Origin of the sequence: Pseudomonas sp. GV047, assembly GCF_003058245.1 — a bacterium.
In the GTDB taxonomy this organism is placed as follows: Bacteria; Pseudomonadota; Gammaproteobacteria; order Pseudomonadales; family Pseudomonadaceae; genus Aquipseudomonas; species Aquipseudomonas marginalis.
On the sequence record NZ_QCWA01000023.1, the window covers coordinates 1 to 16,783 of the forward strand.

General features: G+C 63.6%; 16 protein-coding genes and 1 pseudogene. 10 read left to right on the forward strand and 7 right to left on the reverse strand.

Going from position 1 to position 16,783, the window contains the following annotated elements:
- A pseudogene (gene araG / locus C8K58_RS31360) lies at nucleotides 1-336 on the forward strand (L-arabinose ABC transporter ATP-binding protein AraG); the annotation flags it as partial.
- Nucleotides 337-345: 9 nt separating this feature from the next.
- Nucleotides 346-1,314, forward strand: coding sequence for an L-arabinose ABC transporter permease AraH (gene araH, locus C8K58_RS31365; RefSeq protein ID WP_027607587.1), 969 nt, complete (start codon nucleotides 346-348; stop codon nucleotides 1,312-1,314).
- 125 nt (nucleotides 1,315-1,439) lie between these two features.
- On the opposite strand, the gene C8K58_RS31370 is transcribed toward araH, so the two are convergent.
- Nucleotides 1,440-2,588 (reverse strand): aldose epimerase family protein, encoded by a 1,149-nt coding sequence (locus tag C8K58_RS31370; protein WP_027607586.1) that lies wholly within the window; start codon nucleotides 2,586-2,588, stop codon nucleotides 1,440-1,442.
- 136 nt (nucleotides 2,589-2,724) lie between these two features.
- On the opposite strand from C8K58_RS31370, the gene C8K58_RS31375 reads away from it, so the two are divergent.
- The gene (locus C8K58_RS31375) at nucleotides 2,725-3,492 is read left to right on the forward strand and encodes an SDR family NAD(P)-dependent oxidoreductase (RefSeq protein ID WP_027607585.1); all 768 of its coding nucleotides are present in this window, start codon (nucleotides 2,725-2,727) and stop codon (nucleotides 3,490-3,492) included.
- A gap of 137 nt (nucleotides 3,493-3,629) precedes the next feature.
- Here C8K58_RS31375 and C8K58_RS31380 read toward each other — a convergent pair whose 3' ends face one another.
- Both C8K58_RS31380 and mug read right to left on the reverse strand, forming a co-directional pair.
- Nucleotides 3,630-4,226 (reverse strand): glutathione S-transferase family protein, encoded by a 597-nt coding sequence (locus C8K58_RS31380; RefSeq protein WP_027607584.1) that lies wholly within the window; start codon nucleotides 4,224-4,226, stop codon nucleotides 3,630-3,632.
- A gap of 38 nt (nucleotides 4,227-4,264) precedes the next feature.
- Nucleotides 4,265-4,777 (reverse strand): G/U mismatch-specific DNA glycosylase, encoded by a 513-nt coding sequence (gene mug / locus C8K58_RS31385; protein WP_027607583.1) that lies wholly within the window; start codon nucleotides 4,775-4,777, stop codon nucleotides 4,265-4,267.
- A 79-nt stretch (nucleotides 4,778-4,856) separates the two neighbouring features.
- Here mug and yghU point away from each other — a divergent pair, with 79 nt between their 5' ends.
- Nucleotides 4,857-5,693 (forward strand): glutathione-dependent disulfide-bond oxidoreductase, encoded by an 837-nt coding sequence (gene yghU / locus C8K58_RS31390; protein ID WP_027607582.1) that lies wholly within the window; start codon nucleotides 4,857-4,859, stop codon nucleotides 5,691-5,693.
- A gap of 124 nt (nucleotides 5,694-5,817) precedes the next feature.
- Here the strand turns inward: yghU and C8K58_RS31395 are convergent, their stop codons facing one another.
- From C8K58_RS31395 to C8K58_RS31405, 3 genes are read right to left on the reverse strand one after another with little or no spacing between them, the layout of a single operon-like run.
- Nucleotides 5,818-6,744, reverse strand: a complete 927-nt coding sequence (locus C8K58_RS31395; protein ID WP_027607581.1) for a sugar ABC transporter substrate-binding protein — start codon at nucleotides 6,742-6,744, stop codon at nucleotides 5,818-5,820.
- Nucleotides 6,745-6,763: 19 nt separating this feature from the next.
- Nucleotides 6,764-7,543: a TIM barrel protein gene (locus C8K58_RS31400; protein ID WP_027607580.1), complete on the reverse strand. Its 780-nt coding sequence runs from the start codon at nucleotides 7,541-7,543 to the stop codon at nucleotides 6,764-6,766.
- Entirely contained in the window at nucleotides 7,543-8,559 is a 1,017-nt protein-coding gene (locus C8K58_RS31405; protein WP_027607579.1) for a Gfo/Idh/MocA family oxidoreductase, read from the reverse strand. Before C8K58_RS31405 ends, C8K58_RS31400 begins: the two co-directional genes overlap by 1 nt.
- A 185-nt stretch (nucleotides 8,560-8,744) precedes the next feature.
- Between C8K58_RS31405 and C8K58_RS31410 the strand changes: the two genes are divergently transcribed.
- Nucleotides 8,745-10,718 carry a sigma-54-dependent Fis family transcriptional regulator gene (locus tag C8K58_RS31410; RefSeq protein WP_027607578.1) on the forward strand — a complete coding sequence of 658 codons (1,974 nt, stop codon included), beginning with the start codon at nucleotides 8,745-8,747 and terminating at the stop codon, nucleotides 10,716-10,718.
- Between the two features lie 355 nt (nucleotides 10,719-11,073).
- Here the strand turns inward: C8K58_RS31410 and C8K58_RS31415 are convergent, their stop codons facing one another.
- Nucleotides 11,074-12,123: a LacI family DNA-binding transcriptional regulator gene (locus tag C8K58_RS31415; protein WP_027607577.1), complete on the reverse strand. Its 1,050-nt coding sequence runs from the start codon at nucleotides 12,121-12,123 to the stop codon at nucleotides 11,074-11,076.
- 162 nt (nucleotides 12,124-12,285) lie between these two features.
- Here C8K58_RS31415 and C8K58_RS31420 point away from each other — a divergent pair, with 162 nt between their 5' ends.
- Genes C8K58_RS31420 through C8K58_RS31440 form a run of 5 tightly spaced genes read left to right on the forward strand, consistent with a single transcriptional unit; the run spans nucleotide 12,286 to nucleotide 16,763 of the window.
- Nucleotides 12,286-13,380, forward strand: coding sequence for a fatty acid desaturase family protein (locus C8K58_RS31420; RefSeq protein ID WP_027607576.1), 1,095 nt, complete (start codon nucleotides 12,286-12,288; stop codon nucleotides 13,378-13,380).
- A 28-nt stretch (nucleotides 13,381-13,408) separates the two neighbouring features.
- Nucleotides 13,409-13,729: a MocE family 2Fe-2S type ferredoxin gene (locus C8K58_RS31425; protein ID WP_027607575.1), complete on the forward strand. Its 321-nt coding sequence runs from the start codon at nucleotides 13,409-13,411 to the stop codon at nucleotides 13,727-13,729.
- A 2-nt stretch (nucleotides 13,730-13,731) separates the two neighbouring features.
- Nucleotides 13,732-14,931: an NAD(P)/FAD-dependent oxidoreductase gene (locus C8K58_RS31430; protein ID WP_027607574.1), complete on the forward strand. Its 1,200-nt coding sequence runs from the start codon at nucleotides 13,732-13,734 to the stop codon at nucleotides 14,929-14,931.
- A 1-nt stretch (nucleotide 14,932) separates the two neighbouring features.
- Nucleotides 14,933-15,751 (forward strand): sugar phosphate isomerase/epimerase, encoded by an 819-nt coding sequence (locus C8K58_RS31435; protein ID WP_027607573.1) that lies wholly within the window; start codon nucleotides 14,933-14,935, stop codon nucleotides 15,749-15,751.
- A gap of 49 nt (nucleotides 15,752-15,800) precedes the next feature.
- Nucleotides 15,801-16,763 carry a Dyp-type peroxidase gene (locus C8K58_RS31440; protein WP_027607572.1) on the forward strand — a complete coding sequence of 321 codons (963 nt, stop codon included), beginning with the start codon at nucleotides 15,801-15,803 and terminating at the stop codon, nucleotides 16,761-16,763.
- Nucleotides 16,764-16,783 lie beyond the last annotated feature (20 nt).

Sequence of the window (16,783 nt, forward strand, 5' to 3'; positions counted from 1 at the left end):
ACCGCCGCGCAAAAGATCATGTACCTGTCCGGCGGCAACCAGCAGAAAGCCATTCTCGGCCGCTGGCTGTCGATGCCGATGAAGGTGCTGCTGCTCGACGAACCGACTCGTGGTATCGACATCGGCGCCAAGGCCGAGATCTACCAGATTATCCATAACCTCGCGGCCGATGGCATTGCGGTGATCGTGGTGTCCAGCGACCTCATGGAAGTGATGGGCATCTCCGATCGCATCCTGGTGCTGTGCGAAGGCGCGATGCGCGGCGAACAAACCCGTGAACACGCGACTGAATCCAACCTGCTGCAACTGGCCCTGCCGCGCGGCCTGGCGAACTGAGAGAAGACCATGACCACTCAAAACAACGCGCTGCCGACGGCACGCAAACCCCTCGATATGCGCGCACTGCTCGACAACTGGGCGATGCTGCTGGCGGCGGTGGGCATCTTTGTCCTGTGCGCCTTGCTCATCGATAACTTCCTTTCGCCGTTGAACATGCGTGGCCTGGGCCTGGCGATTTCCACCGTGGGCATTGCCGCCTGCACCATGCTGTTCTGCCTGGCATCGGGGCACTTCGACCTGTCGGTGGGCTCGGTGATCGCCTGCGCCGGCGTGGTGGCGGCGATTGTGATGCGCGACACCGACAGCGTCATGCTGGGCATCGGCGCGGCGTTGCTGATGGGCCTGATCGTGGGGCTGATCAACGGCATCGTGATCGCCAAGCTGCGGGTCAATGCGTTGATCACCACCCTGGCGACCATGCAGATCGTGCGCGGCCTGGCCTATATCTTTGCCGACGGCAAGGCGGTGGGCGTATCCCAGGACCAGTTCTTTATCTTCGGTAACGGCCAACTGTTGGGCGTACCGGTGCCGATCCTGATCACCATCGTGTGCTTCCTGTTTTTCGGCTGGCTGCTCAACTACACCACCTACGGGCGCAACACCATGGCCATCGGCGGCAACCCGGAAGCGGCGTTGCTGGCGGGGGTGAATGTCGACCGCACCAAGATCCTGATCTTCGCCGTGCACGGCCTGATCGGCGCATTGGCCGGGGTGATCCTCGCCTCGCGCATGACCTCGGGCCAGCCGATGATCGGCCAGGGCTTCGAGCTGACGGTGATCTCCGCCTGCGTGCTGGGCGGGGTGTCGTTGAGCGGCGGCATCGGCATGATCCGTCACGTGATCGCCGGGGTGTTGATTTTGGCGATCATCGAGAACGCGATGAACCTGAAGAACATCGACACCTTCTACCAGTATGTGATCCGCGGTTCGATCCTGCTGCTGGCGGTGGTCATCGACCGCATGAAACAACGCTGAACCCCTTGTCATGTGAGGCTCAAAATGTGGGAGGGGGCTTGCCCCCGATGGCGGTGTATCAGAAGCAAATATGCAGACTGACACTCCGCAATCGGGGGCAAGCCCCCTCCCACAGTAAAGCGGTTTTAATCGGCGGAGAACTTGAAGACGGTGTTCTGGGTATACGTCTGCCCTGGATTCAAACGGGTCGAGGCAAACGTCGGTTGGTTAGGCGCATCCGGAAAGTGCTGGGTCTCCAAGGTAAACCCGCTCCAGTGCAGATAGGTCTTGCCACCTTTGCCCTTCACCGAACCATCCAGGAAGTTGCTGGTATAGAACTGCACGCCCGGTTCGCTGGTGTAGAGCTGCAAGCGCCGGCCTGACGCCGGGTCGTGCACCTCGGCGGCAAGTTGCTTGACGTCGCCCTTGGTGTCCAGCGCCCAGTTGAAGTCAAACCCACCCTGTTTCGGCTCGGCAAATTTGAGCTGCGGGTGATCTTCCTTGATGTGCTGGCCGACCGAGGTGGGCTTGAGGAAGTCCATCGGCGTGCCCTTGACCGGCGCGAGTTCGCCGGTAGGAATCAAGGTGGCATTCACCGGCGTGTAATGGCTGGCATGCAATGTAGCGACGTGCTTGAGGATGTCGCCGTTACCCGCACCGGCCAGGTTGAAGTAGCTGTGATTGGTGAGGTTGAGTACCGTCGGCTTGTCGGTGGTGGCCTTGTAGTCGATGTGCAGTTCGTTCCTGTCGTTGAGGCGATAGGTGACTTCGGTTTTCAAATTACCGGGAAAGCCCATCTCGCCGTCCTTGGACAGGTAGCTCAGCTTCACGCCGACCGAGTCCTTGTCCTTGACCGGCTCGGCCTTCCACACCTGCTTGTCGAAGCCCTGGGCGCCGCCATGCAGTGAGTTGGGGCCGTCGTTGAGCGGCACCTGGAAGCGCTTGCCATCGAGTTCAAAGGCACCGCCGGCCAGGCGATTGCCGAAGCGGCCGATGGTTGCGCCGAAAAACGCCGTACCGGCTTGATAGCCTTGCACGTCGTCAAAGCCCAGCACCACGTCGTCGACCTTGCCGTTTTTGTCCGGCACTTTCAGCGACTGCAACACGCCGCCGTAGGTGATCACCGTGGCTTGCATGCCGTGGCTGTTGCGCAGGATGTACTGTTCGACGGCGGTGCCGTCGTTGGTTTTACCGAAAGGTTTTTGCTCGCTGCTCAGGCCGGCCGCCTGGGCGCCGCCGCTGGCGATCAGCATGGACAGCGCCAGGCCGGACAGCAGGTATCGAGGGTGCTTCATGGTCGAACTTCCTTTTGTTGTTTTGAGTGGAATAGTTCTACTAATAGCGATATTTTGTCGGTTGGACAGCGAATTTATAGCCTTTAAAGCCGATTTCGTAAAATAAAATAAGACTAATTGATCGAGGCATCCTTTTATGAGTACTGAACACGCCGTTTATCCCGACCTCAAGGGCAAGACCGTACTGATTTCCGGGGGCGCCTCGGGGATCGGCGAATTCATGGTGCGCGCCTTCGCCGTGCAGGGTGCCAAGGTCGGGTTTGTGGACCGCGCGCAAAGCCAGGGCGAACGCCTGGCGGCGTTGTTGAGTTCCCAGGGGCATGCCGTGGAGTTCGTGTGTTGCGACATCACCGATGAAATCGCCTACAAGGCGGCCATAGGGCGCTTCGAACATTCCCTGGGGCCGATCAGCGTACTGGTGAACAACGCCGCCAATGACGTGCGCCACACCCTGGAAGAAGTCGATTCGGAAACCTTCGACAAGCTGATCTCAGTCAACCTCAAACACGCCTTCTTTGCCGCCAAGGCCGTGGTGCCGATGATGAAACGCGCCGGCAGCGGCTCGATCATCAACCTCGGCTCCGTCGGCTGGATGATGGCCTCCGCCGGCTACCCGGTGTACGCCGCCAGCAAGGCCGCCGCCCACGGCATGACCCGCGCGCTGGCACGGGAACTGGGGCCGAACCGTATCCGGGTGAACACACTGGTGCCGGGCTGGGTGATGACCGAAAAACAGCTGGCCATGTGGGTGGATGACGCCGCCAAGGAACTGATCAGCCGCAGCCAGTGCCTGCCCGGCAGCGTACTGCCGGAACACATCGCCAATATGGCGCTGTTTCTCGCGTCCGATGCCTCGGCGATGTGTTCGGCGCAGAACTTTATTGTGGATGGCGGCTGGGTCTGAGCCGAACACGTCAGTTCAGGCAACCCAAATCAATGTGGGAGGGGGCTTGCCCCCGATAGCGGTGGTTCAGGCAGTACTTCTATAACTGATCCACCCTTATCGGCGGCAAGCCCCCTCCCACATTTGAACTGCTGTGCTTAGGCGATGGGGTAACGCCTGAACGCCGGATGCTGCTCCAGCCTTTCGGCATGCCGTTGCAGGTTGGGAAATGCATCCGCCTTGACCACCGATGCCACGGTGAACTGGCTGAACGACCAGGCCACCGCCGCCGTAATCGACGCCTGGGTCAATGCTTCGCTGTCGCCCAATTGCTTGTCCAGCAACCCATAGGCCGCAAGCAATTGCCCGCTCACGCGCTCAAGCCATGGCGCATGCAGCTTCTCGGCCGGGCGCAGGTTGTGTTCATAGACGATCTGCACGCTCTTCTCGCAGGCTGCCAGCGCCAGTCCCAGAACGTGCAAGTCCTTGGCCAGTGCCGCAGGTTGCCGGGGCAACAGCTTCCTGTCAGCCGGGGCCAGGGTTTCCAGGTACTCCAGGATCAGGCTGGAGTCCATCAACACCGTGCCATCGTCCAGCACCAGGGTAGGGGCCTTGACCACCGGGTTGATCTGCGCAAATTCGTCGAAGGTGCGGAACACGGACAGGGGTTCATGCACGAAATCCACCCCGTACAGGTCCAGGGAAATAGCCACGCGGCGCACGTAGGGCGAGTCCAGCATGCCGATCAGTTTCATGAAGCCTCCATTGCTGTCAGGGTGACGAGCCCAAGAGATTAAGGGCACTCGGTCGCCCGGCGCAATTGTTGATACGCCTGCACCAGCTGCTCCAGGCTGAACGCCAGGTTGCGTCCGCTGGGATTGGGCAGCACCCACACTGACGCACCGCCCAGCACCTTTGGCTGCAAGCCCCAGGCGATCTCGCGTTGGCCGCTCAACGCGCTGTAGCCGGACTTGCCCATGAACGCCACGAAGCGCGGCGCGCAGTGGCGGATCTTGTGTTCAAAGCCCGTCGCGGCCTGGGTGAACTCATGCCGTGCCAATTCGCCCGCGCTGGCCGTGGGACGTTCCACCAACGTGGTCAGGCCGCAGTGGTAGTGCAGCAGCGTACGCCCGTGTTCGGGGCGGATTTCATGGGGCGTGAAGCCGGCCAGGTGCAGGGTGCGCCAGAAGCGGTTGCTGCGGTTGGCGAAATGCAGGCCGAGGGCGGCGGAACCCTTGCCGGGGTTTATGCCGCAGAACACGACCTTCAGGTGTTTGGCGAGAATATCTTCAAGTCTGTCGGCCATGTGGGGGTATCTGAATGTGAGCCAATCGGTAAGATGCGCTTTGAATTCATCCATCCCAAGCGCCTCAGGAGCAGTGAGCATGACCGATTCATCCAGCTATGTCCCACCCAAGGTCTGGACCTGGGACGCCGAAAGTGGCGGCACCTTCGCCAGCATCAACCGGCCCATCGCCGGCGCCACCCATGAAAAGCAATTGCCGGTCGGCAAGCATCCGCTGCAGCTGTATTCCCTGGCCACGCCCAATGGGCAGAAGGTCACCATCCTGCTCGAGGAACTGCTGGCCCTGGGGCACAGCGGCGCGGAATACGACGCCTGGCTGATCAAGATCGGCGACGGCGACCAGTTCGGCAGCGGCTTTGTCGGGGTCAACCCGAACTCGAAGATCCCGGCCTTGATGGACCATAGCGGCGTCCAGCCGATTCGCGTGTTCGAATCCGGCGCGATCCTGCAGTACCTGGCCGAGAAGTTCGGCGCCTTCTTCCCCACCGAGCCGGCGGCCCGCGCGGAATGCCTGTCGTGGTTGTTCTGGCAGATGGGCAGCGCGCCCTACCTGGGCGGCGGCTTCGGGCATTTCTATGCCTATGCGCCGAGCAAGATGGAATACCCGATCAACCGCTTTGCCATGGAAACCAAGCGCCAACTGGATGTGCTGGACCAGCGCCTGGCCGTGAGCGAATACATCGCCGGGGATGAATACACCATCGCCGATATCGCCATCTGGCCGTGGTACGGCGGGCTGGTCAAAGGCCGCTTGTATGGGGCGGCGGAGTTTCTCTCGGTGCACGAGTACAAGCACGTACAGCGCTGGGCGGACGCGATTGAGGCGCGGCCGGCGGTGCAGCGTGGGCGGCGGGTGAATCGGGTGTCGGGCGAGGAACAGTTGCCCGAGCGCCATGATGCAAGTGACCTGGACTGATTGAGATCCAAGTGTGGGAGGGGGCTTGCCCCCGATAGCGGTGGATCAGTCACGGATGTATCAACTGACCCACTGCCATCGGGGGGCAAGCCCACTCCCACATTTTGATCGCCTTATCTTCGATTTACTTGTAGCGCTGTTCGAACACCGCCACCTGTTCGGGCTTGATGAGCTCGAACGGCACCCACACCTCGGACTCGATCGGCTCGCCCTTGATCATCCTGATCGCCGACTGCACTGCCTGAGTGGCCTGGGCCTTGGGGTCCTGGAATACCGACGCCGTGAGCATGCCGCGCTTGATCGCCGCCAGACCGTCGGGCAAGCCGTCGATGCCGATAATCGCAATCTCGCCCTTGGCCTTGCCCGCCTGTTGCAAGGCCATGGCCGCGCCAATCGCCATTTCATCGTTATTGGCCACAATCGCATCGAACTGCGTGCCGGCCAGCAGCCAGTTGCTGGTCAGGTCCATGCCCTTGTTGCGTTGCCACTCGGCGCTTTGCTGCTCCACCACCTTGATGCCGGGAAAGTCCTTGAGCACCTGCTTGACGCCTTCGGTGCGGTCATGGGTGGCGTTCTGCGCGAGGTCGCCCATGATGATAGCCACATTGCCTTTGCCGCCGAGCTTTTCCGCGAGGTAGCGCATCTGCAATTGCCCGGCCTCGATATCGTTGGATGCCACGGTGACCACGCCCTTGGGCAAGGTGCGCTCATCCGGGTGGCGGTTGACGTACACCAGTGGCGTCTTGGCCGCCACGGCGGCGCGGGTCATGTTGGCGGTGGCGGCGGTGTCCACCGGCAGCACGATCACGGCGTCGACTTTCTGGTTGAGAAAGCCTTCGACCTGGTTGAGCTGGCGCACCACGTCGCCCTGGGCGTCTTCGAACTGGATCTGCACGTCCTGTTGCTTGGCGGCATTTTCCAGGCCGGTGCGCACGTAGGTCATGAAGTTATCGTCGACCCGCGCGATGCTCACGCCGATGCGATACGCGGCGAAGGTCCATTGGCTGAACAGCAGTAAAAACGCAGCAACAAGCAATGAATAGCGATGCATGAGGGTGTTCCTTTTATTGTTATAGGGTGAACGCTTGACGGAAACGCTCCAGGGCCAACTCGCTGTCGCCGCTGGCCCAGCCTTCGAGGCCGACCACGCCGTTGTAACCCATGGCGTGCAGGGCCCTGGCTATGGCCGGGTAGTGGATTTCGCCGGTGCCGGGCTCCTGGCGTCCGGGCACGTCGGCCACCTGGATTTCACCGATGGCGCTGCCTGCGCGCTGGATCAGCTCGATCAGGTTTCCTTCGCCGATCTGCGCGTGGTACAGGTCCAGGTTCATTTTCAGGTGCGGGCTGCCCACGGCTTCGATCAGCGCCAGGGTGTCGTCGGCGCGGGCGAACGGGGTGCCGGGGTGGTCGACCTCGGTGTTGAGGTTTTCCAGCAGGAACACGCGGCCGGCGTCTTCGCCCAGGCGCGCGATCTTTTCCAGCGCCTTGCACGCGCTCAGCCACATGCGCCCGGTGGTCTGGCCCACGGGCTGCACCGGCAGGCCGCCGTCACCGAGTCCGGTGCCGTGCAGGTTGAGGCTGGGGCAGTTCAGGCGCTCGGCGACGCCGATGGATTCGCGCGCACTGTCGAGCAGTTGGCGGATGCCGTCGGGGTCGGTGAGGGTGCCGCTGATATAGCCGGTCATCGAAGTGAAATCGGCGCCGGTGGCGGCCAGGGCGCTGATGTCTTTATTGGTCCAGTTCCAGATTTCGGCACTGAAACCCAGTGCATGGATGCGCTTCACGCGCTCGACGAAGGGCAGGTCGAGAAACACCATCTCGGCACTGATCGCCAGTTTGAACGGGCTCATCAGCGGGCTCCCTGCACGGCCACGGCCTTGCCGGTCTGGAACGACTCGATGCAGGCACGGGCAATCGCCAGGGCGGCGCGCGCGTCTTCGCCACTGGCCATGGGCTTGGCGCCGCTGCGCAGGCAGTCGACAAAGTGGTTGAGTTCGGCGATGTAGGCGTCGCGCAGCAGGTCGGTGTCCATGCGCTGGGTGTCGGCCTGGATGCCCTCGGCCAGGTAGCGCACCAGGTCGGAGTCGTTGAGGCTGCCCATGCTCAGCATGCCGGCGCTGCCGAACACTTCGCCGCGCACGTCGTAGCCGTACACCGCCTGGAAGTTGGCCTCGGCGGTGGCGATGGCGCCGTTGTCGAAGCGGATCGCGACCACGGCGGTGTCGAGGAAGCCTTTGCTTTTGTACTCCGGCGCGATCAATGCGTCGGCCATCACATACACCTGCACCGCTTCGGCACCGGGGTTGAGGTAGCGCAGGGTGTCGAAGTCGTGGATCAGGGTTTCCAGGAAGATCACCCATTGCGGCGAATTGGCCGGGTTGTTGAGTGCCGGGTCGCGGGTCAGCGAGCGCAACAACTGCGGCGTGCCGATGCGGCCGGCCGCCACGTCGAGGTGGGCCGTGCGGAAGCTCTTGGCGAAACGCCGATTGAAACCGACCTGCAGCGGCACGCGCGCATCGGCCGCGGCGGCAATGGCGCGGTCGGCTTCGTCGAGGGTGATGGCCATGGGTTTTTCGCAGAAGATCCCCTTGCCGGCGCGGGCGGCGCTGATCACCAGTTCGGCGTGGCTGCGGGCGGGGGCGGCGATGAGGACGCCGTCGATGTCCGGGTCGTCGAGCAGCTGCTGTGGGTCGGTGTAGACCTTGTCCACGCCCAGTTCGGCCGCCAGGCGTGCGGCTTGGCCGGGAGTGGGGTCGGCGATGGCGGCGAGGGTTGCGCCGGGGATGTGTCGCGCAGCGGTCAGGCCGTGGAAGCTGCCCATGCGACCTGCACCGATCAAGCCCAGGCGGATGTTCTGTGTACTCATGAAATAACCCCTTTTTATTGTTGGCCGCAGGACAGCCCTGGCTGGCAAAGGGGCTGGAGCAAAGGTTATGCCAATTTATAACTGTCTGATAATTAAGGCTTTATAAAATACAATAAACAAAATGTGTTCATTCTGATGACATGCCTATACTGACATGTCAAAAACATGAACATGGATACCGCCCGATGAGCATGGCGTTCAGCGTACAAGACCTCGACTACCTGGCGGCCCTGGGGCCTGCGGCGCTGAACGACGGCCCGGTTGCTGCGCTGGAACAGGCGTGGCGCGCGTGCCTGGCCGGGCGGGTGCAGCGCCCGGCCGAGGTGCGGCAGGTGATCTGGGATTCCTGGCGCCGCAGCGTAGAGGCGGGTATCGACCCGGATGACAGCCAGTACCGCTTCGTGGCGCCCCACGATCTTGCTGCCACCCTGGCCACCCACCGCGTCCTGATCGCCGCCGCCGCGCAGGTCATGCACGGCTTGTTGGCCTACAACCCTCGCGGCCATATCAACCTCACCGACGCCGAGGGCACCACCCTGTATTTCTGCGGGCTGGACATCACCCCCGTCGGCAGCCGCCTGCTCGAATCGGTCCAGGGCACCAACTGCACCGGCCTGGCCCTGGCCGAAGACCGCCTGGTGTACGTGCTGGCCGAGGAGAACTTCGGCAGCGGCCTGCGCCAACGCCGTATGCACTGCGCCGCCGCGCCGATCAGGAATGCCCAGGGCCAGACCCTGGCGATGCTGACCCTCACCGCCGAACCCGGCTGGTTTCATTTTCACACCCTCGGTACCGTACAAGCGGCTGCCGAAGCGGTCTCCCGCCAGATGGCCCTGCAAGCGCTGTTGGAAGAGCAGCAAACCGTGCTCGAAGTGCTTAACGAAGGCCTGGTGGTGCTCGATGAGCGTGGCTGCATCAAGGCGCTCAATCGTTATGCCCGGCAACTGTTCGGGGTGGGGCTGGAGCTGATCGGCAGCCCCTTCCAGCGCCTGGGCCGCAGTGAATTGAGTGACGCCATGCTTTTACGCGGCGGTGAGCCGGTGCGTGACCTCGATTGCACCTTCCACCTGCACGACCGCAGCCAGCTCGCCTGCCTGGTCTCGGTGTGCCCGCTGGAGCAGGGCGGGGTGATCGTGTCCCTGCGCGAAAACCGCCGCATCCGTGAAATCACCCGGCGCATCATCAGCACCCAGGCGCGCTACACCTTCGATACCATCCAGGGCACGTCGCGGGCGATCCAGGACGCGCTGCACCTGGGACGCATCGCCAGTCGCAGTGAATCCACCACCCTGATCCTCGGCGAAAGCGGCACCGGCAAGGAGCTGTTCGCCCAGGCCATCCACAACGCCAGCGACCGCGCCAACGGTCCGTTCGTGGCGGTCAACTGCGGCGCGATCCCACGGGACCTGGTGCAGAGCGAGCTGTTCGGGCACGTCGAAGGCGCATTCACCGGCTCGGCCCGGGGCGGGTCGGCGGGCAAGTTTGAACTGGCGGATGGCGGCACCATCTTTCTGGATGAGATTGGCGATATGTCCTTCGACGCTCAGGTCAGCCTGCTGCGGGTGTTGCAGGAAGGCGAAATTACCCGCGTCGGCGCGAAAAGTTCACGGCCCGTGGACGTAAGGATCATTGCCGCCACCCACCGCAACCTCAGCCAGGCGGTGGCCGAAGGGGCGTTCCGTGAAGACCTCTACTACCGCCTCAACGTCCTGAACCTGACCGTACCGCCGCTGCGCATGCGCCGTGAAGACATCCCGTTGCTGGCGCGGCACTTCCTCACGCGCTGCGCCCGTTCGCTGCGCAAATCGGTACAGGGCTTTGCCCCGGATGCGCTGGAATTGCTCTCGGCCTACGCCTGGCCAGGCAATGTGCGCGAGCTGGAAAACAGCATCGAACGCGCCACCAACCTGGCGACGGGCGAACTGATCCAGGCGGCCGATCTACCCCTGGAAACCAGACCGCGCGCCACGCTGCGCCACCACGAACCTCAGCCCGCCCAGGACCTGAGCAGCCACGAAATGCACGCCATCGTCGCCGCCCTCAAAAGCACCGGCGGCAACATCCGCCTGGCCGCCCGGCAACTGAACGTGTCCCGGGGTGGGCTGTACAACAAGATGAGTCGGTTCGGGTTGAGTGCCGCAGATTTTCGCGGCGCATAGGGTCGACATGTGGGAGGGGTTTTGCCCCCGATAGCCATAGGTATCTACCCAACGTTGGCTCAACGCTGAAAGCGCGGCGGATAGGGCTGTCGTGGTGAGCGGGCTTGTCCCGCGCTGGGCTGCGCAGCAGCCCCAAAACCAGCCTCTACAGAGTGTCTGATACACCGCGATCTTCTTGACTGGGGCTGCTGCGCAGCCCAACGCGGGACAAACCCGCTCGCCACAGGGAGATTTGTCAGGGTCTGAAAAGTTGCGTAGATGCCCTTGCCCCGATAGCGGAGTGTCAGTTGACATCTACTTAACTGATCCACCGCCATCGGGGGCAAGCCCCCTCCCACATTTTGATCTCCATGTATCAGGCACACATGTTCTCCGACGTCACAATCTGCGGCGCGATATACACCCGATGCCGCTCCGGATCAAACCCCTCGGCACTCTGCAATTCCACCAGCAACTGCACCAGCGCGTTCGCCGTCTGCCTGGGCTGGGAATCCATCACCACATCGATCAACCCCTGGCTCAGCGCCTGGCGTGACAGCGCCGTGGACTCCTGCAAAATGCAGCACAAGGCCGGGCGCTTGGGCAGTTGCGCCAGGGCGCTGATGATGCCGTCGCCACCGCCACCCACCACGCACAGGCCGCGCAGGTCGGTGTGGCGGGTGAGCAGGTCGAGGGTGGCTTCTTCGGTGATGTCGCAGTTGTCCAGGTTGATCAGCGGCTCCAGCGGTTTGAGCCCCGGGGCGTGTTCAGCCAGGTAGCTGTGCAGGCCTTCGACCCGTGCCTGGTGACCGAGGAAGCGATGGCCGCCGAGCAGGATCCCCACGCTGCCTTTGCGGGCGCCGCAGGTGCGGGCGAGCAGCCAGCCCATGGTGCGCCCGACCACGTGGTTGTCCTGGCCCACATAGGGTTCCAGGGCTTGCTCGTGAATATCCGAAAGCAGGGCCACCACCGGCACACCGGCCTCGCGGATCTGCGCCAGGCAGGCGTTGATCAGCGGGTGGGCGAAGCTGACCACGGCGAGGGCATCACACTGCACGGCCAGTTGTTCGATCTGCGCGACGATGACGCTGGGTGTGCGGTCGTGGATGTAGTCGAATTGGCAGGTCAGGTTGGCGCTGGCGTGATGCTGCGCCGCCTCGCTGATCGACTGCGCCAGGTGGGCATAGAACGCCTGGGCGGTGCCCAGCAGCAGGATGCCGAAGCGATAGGTGGGCCGGCGTTCGCGTATGCGCTGGCCGATCAACCGTGCAGCAAAATAGCCCACCGCTTCGGCAGCCTGGAACACCTGCTCGGCCGTTTGCGGATTGACTGGCGCGCGCGCATTCAGCACGCGGTCGACGGTGGCCACGCTGAGGCCCGCATGGGCGGCGACGGTGGCGATGGTCGGGCGTTTATTGTTGTTCATGACAGCCCCCTTGAGCGTCTTGATAGAAAACTATCAAGCCCCGCTGGGCCTGGATGATAGCTTGATAGGGAATGGATTCAAGGCCTTGAGGGTGATTTAGCCGCGCTCTATCGTTGGTTTCGCAAAGCACCTGAAACCTCTCGCTTGCGGAGAACAATAACAATGCCTGAACACACCGCTCACACCGCTCGGCGCGACTACAGCCTCACCGGCCCCGAAGCTGCCCGCGCGGCGGAAAAAGGCCTGGTCTCGGCCAGTTGGTACCAATCGCCGATTTCCCGTAAACGCATGAAAGAACTGATGCAACGCCGCGACGGCCCGGCCTTGCTCGACACTGCTATTTGGGCGGCCGCGCTGTTGGCCACCGGATTCGGCGGCTACTGGTTCTGGGGCACGTGGGCCTGCGTGCCGTTCTTCCTCGCCTATGGCGTGCTGTACGGCACCGCGTCCAACCCGCGCTGGCACGAAACCGGCCACGGCACCGCGTTCAAGACCCGCTGGATGAACGACGTGCTGTACCAGGTCGCAAGCTTCATGTGCATCTTCGAACCCCACGTGTGGCGCTGGAGCCATGCCCGGCACCACACCGACACCATCGTCGTCGGCCGCGACCCGGAGATCGTCGAGCCACGCCCGCCTAGCCTGCCGATGATGTTTCTCAGCCTGTTCAACCTGCCCCTGGCCTGGAAGACCTTCAGCGGCGTGGCGCGCCATGCCATCGGCCAGATGAGTGCCCAGGAGGCGGATTTCATCCCCGAATCCGAGTGGCCCAAGGTGTTCCGCGCTGCGCGTATCTGGGTCGGTATTTATGCGCTGGTGATCGGCACCGCGTTGTACCTGCACAGCTGGCTGCCGCTGATGCTGGTTGGGCTGCCAAGTATCTACGGCGCCTGGCTCGGCTACGTGTTCGGCCTCACCCAGCATGTGGGCCTGGCCGAAGATGTGCTCGACCACCGCAGCAACTGCCGCACCATCTACATGAACCGCGTGCTGCGCTTTATCTACATGGACATGAACTACCACCTCGAACACCACATGTACCCGATGGTGCCGTACCACGCCTTGGCGCAATTGCACGAAGAGATCCGCAGCGACTGCCCGCCGCCGTACGCCAACCTGTTCGAGGCGTACAAGGAGATCCTTCCGACGATCTGGAAGCAGCGCAGCGATCCGACTTACTTCGTCCAGCGTCCCATCCGCCCCAGCGCTGAACCGGCCGCCAGGGCCCCGATGCATGCAGAAGCCACTGCCGGCTGAATCCCACCCAAGAACAAGAGAAAACGCCATGAACGATCAATGGATCGACGTCTGCGCCGTGGGCGAAATAGACGCGGAAGACGTGCTGCGCTTCGACCACGGGGCGCACACCTACGCGGTGTTCCGCTCGGCGGACAATGAGTTTTTCGCCACCGCCGGCCTGTGCACCCACGAGAAAATCCACCTCGCCGACGGCCTGGTGATGGACCATGTGATCGAGTGCCCCAAGCACAACGGGCGCTTCGATTATCGCTCGGGCAAGGCCCTGGGCGCGCCGGTGTGCGTCAACCTCAAGACCTACCCGGTACGGGTCGAAGCGGGGCGGGTGTTGCTCGCCGTCACGGCTTGATGATGAACGCAGCCCTGATCATCGTCGGCGCCGGCCATGCCGGTGGCCGCGCGGCACTGACCCTGCGCGAGGAAGGCTACAGGGGCCGTCTGATCCTGATCGGCGACGAGCCGCACGTGCCCTATGAGCGGCCGCCCCTGTCCAAGGGCCTGTTGCAGGGCAGCATGGACCTGGCCGGCTGCAGCCTGTGCGACAGCGCCCGGCTCGCCGAGTTGGGCATCGAACATATCGCCGGTAACCCGGTCCGCGAACTGGACCCGCCGCAGCACCGCCTGCAATTGGCCGACGGCCAGTGGCTGTCCTACGCCGGCCTGTTGCTGGCCACCGGGGGCAGGGCGCGGCGTCTGCCCCAGGCGCAGGCCAACGTGTTGTACCTGCGCACCCACGATGAAGCGCTGGCGCTGAAATCCGCGTTGCGGCCCGGAGCGCGGCTGGTGATTGTCGGCGGTGGGTTTATCGGCCTGGAAGTCGCGGCGACCGCTCGTGGCCTGGGCTGTGAGGTGACGGTGCTCGAAGCCGGGCCACGCTTGGCGGGCCGGGTGCTGGCGCCGGTCATCTCCGAGGCGCTGCTGCAGGTGCATCGCCAACAGGGTGTCGACGTGCGCTTGAATGTGGCGTTGGAGTCGATCCATGCAGAGGCGGTGCAACTGGTGGACGGGCAGTTACTGCCCTGCGACCTGGTGGTGGTCGGCATCGGCATGCAACCGAATATCGAGCTGGCCGTGGCGGCGGGGCTGGAGGTGGGGCAGGGCATTCGCGTCGATGCGCATCTGCGCACCAGCGTGCCGGACATCTACGCGGCAGGTGACGTGTGCGAGTTTCGCCTCGGCGGTGAGTACCAGCGCCAGGAAACCTGGCGCAATGCCGAGGCGCAAGGGCGGCATGCCGCATTGAACATGCTCGGGCGTGAGGAGCCGTTCGAAGCGCTGCCCGGCTTCTGGTCCGACCAGTACGACTGGGGCTTGCAGACTGTGGGCGTGATCACGCCGCTGACCGTCAGCCGTGCCTTGCCGGGCGCGGGGCTGTTGCTGTTCTACCTCGACGCCGACCAACGTTTGCAAGGCGCCTGCGGCTGGGGCCCCGGCAACAGCGTGGCCAAGGACATCAAGCTGTGCGAACGCCTGATCAGCGCGCGCATCGCCCTGAACGCGGCCAGCCTGGTCGACCCCGACGTGTCCCTCAAACACCTGCTGCGAGGCTGATATGCGCCAATTCCTGGTATTCCAATCCCTCTGGGCGATGCACACCGAGCCCGGCCCCCTGGAGGCCCAACTCGACCGCATCAAGGCCGCCGGTTTCGACGGCATTACCGATCACTACTGGCAAGCCGCCGATGTCGCGCGCCTGCACGCCGCCGCCACGGCGCGGGGCCTGCAGATCGAAGGCCAGTTGTTCCCGCAAAGCGTCGACGACCTGGCGGCCGCACTGGATGTGATCAGCCGCCATGGCTGCCACCACCTCACCCTGCAAGCCGATGTGCGCCCGCGCACCCAAACCGAAGCCGCCCGCTTGATCGAAGGCTGGCAACGCCTGGCCGAGCAGGTGGACTTTCCGGTGCTGCTGGAAACCCACCGCTATCGCCTCACCAACGACCTGCTGTTCACCCTCGACCTGCTGGCGCAGATGCCCGATTTGAAGCTGCTGGCCGACCTGTCTCACTACGTGGTCGGGCGCGAGCTGCCCGAGCCCGGCGCCGTTGAAGACGATGAGCAGATCCGCACGATCCTGCGCCACAGCTGGGGCTTTCATGGTCGTGTGGCCAGCAGTGAACAGGTGCAGGTGTCGCTGGCGTTCCCCCAGCACCAGGCCTGGGTGCAGCGCTTTACCCAGTGGTGGCGCTACGGGATCGAGGACTGGCTGGCCCGCCCCGACACCCCGCACAGCCTGTCCTTCACCTGCGAACTGGGCCCGCCGCCCTATGCCATCACCGGTGCCGACGGGCGTGAAATCAGTGATCGCTGGGCCGAGGCGTTGCAGCTCAAGGCCTTGATTCGCGACGTGTGGCAGGCGTGCCGGAAATGATCTGCTAACCTGCGCGGGTTCACTCCCGCCCTTAGCCTGGATTTGCCCCATGCCGACTTCCTCCGTTCAGCCGCCTCTTGAACCGCAGTCCGTCTGCCACCCGATCACCAGCAGCGCGATCTTTATGGTCGCCACCATCGCCCTTGGCAGTGAAGACGGCGTGCGCGCCTGGTGCGCAGACATCGCCGGGCTGGTGCGTTCGGTGGGCAAGCGCGTGCCGGCGGGCAACCTCACCTGCGTCTGCGGCTTTGGCTCGCAGGCCTGGGACCGCTTGTTCGGCGCACCGCGCCCGGCGGCGTTGCACCCGTTTCGCGAGTTCGGTGTGGAAGGGCGCATGGCGTTATCGACGCCCGGCGACATCCTCCTGCATATCCGCGCCGAGCAGATGGACCTGTGCTTTGAACTCGCCACCCAGCTGATGACAGCGTTGGGCGATAGCGTGAAGGTGGTGGATGAAGTCCAGGGTTTCCGCTACTTCGACATGCGCAGCATCATCGGCTTTGTCGACGGCACCGAGAACCCGGTGGGGCGCAAGGCCGTGGGCTTCACTATCGTTGGCGACGAAGACCCCGGATTCGAAGGCGGCAGCTACGTGCTGGTGCAGAAGTACCTGCACAACATGACCGCCTGGAACGGCCTGACGGTGGAAGCCCAGGAGAAGGTGATCGGGCGCACCAAGCTGTCGGATATCGAGTTAGGCGAAGACGCCAAGCCGAGCAATGCCCACAGCGCCCTGACCGTGATCACCGACGAGAACGGCGAAGAAGTGAAAATCCTGCGCGACAACATGCCCTTCGGCCGCCCCGGTGCCGGGGAGTTCGGCACCTATTTCATCGGCTACGCACGCTCGCCGCAGCCGCTGGAGCAGATGCTGGAAAACATGTTCGTCGGCCGCCCGGCAGGCAACTACGACCGCTTGCTCGACTTCAGCACGGCGGTCACCGGCGGGTTGTTTTTCGTGCCATCGGCCGACCTGCTCGAAGCACTGGCGGAGCGTACGGGCGGGCTATAAGGCAAGGCAGTTCAAATGTG